The organism is Halobacillus halophilus (assembly GCF_020171985.1).
Taxonomy (GTDB): Bacteria; Bacillota; Bacilli; order Bacillales; family Halobacillaceae; genus Halobacillus; species Halobacillus halophilus_A.
Genome location: NZ_JAIVAL010000030.1, coordinates 1 through 504 on the forward strand (window position 1 = coordinate 1; position 504 = coordinate 504).

Below are 504 nucleotides of genomic sequence, written 5' to 3' on the forward strand. Positions count from 1 at the left end.
TTATTCACTTAACTATCGTCGTGAAAAGACGTTGTTTCGTTCGATGTTTCTGTTGAATGTCTTGTCATCACTAGCGTCTGAAACGCTATTGATTCCTTATCCAGTTTTCAAGGTTCACACCCATTATTTTAGGGTTGAATATAAAACACAAAATCACACTTTGTGTTTAAATCATTCATTTAAATGGTGGAGCCTAGCGGGATCGAACCGCTGACCTCCTGCGTGCAAAGCAGGCGCTCTCCCAGCTGAGCTAAGGCCCCAAAATTGAATGGTGGGCCTGAGTGGACTTGAACCACCGACCTCACGCTTATCAGGCGTGCGCTCTGACCAACTGAGCTACAGGCCCATCCAATTACTATGGGATTAAATATTTTTAAATAGTTTAATCTCTCAAAACTGAACAACCAACCAGGTACGTCTTCCGTCCGGTCCAGCTTCCACGACCATCGGTCGTTTCCGCCTTTCCGGTTTCCTTAGAAAGGAGGTGATCCAGCCGCACCTTCC

Annotated in this window: 2 tRNA genes; both read right to left on the reverse strand. The window is 45.8% G+C overall.

The features are described 5' to 3' along the window. Nucleotides 1-184: 184 nt before the first annotated feature. Nucleotides 185-260 (reverse strand) — tRNA-Ala (locus LCM11_RS20345). A 9-nt stretch (nucleotides 261-269) separates the two neighbouring features. Continuing rightward, nucleotides 270-346: transfer RNA gene (locus LCM11_RS20350), tRNA-Ile, on the reverse strand. Nucleotides 347-504 lie beyond the last annotated feature (158 nt).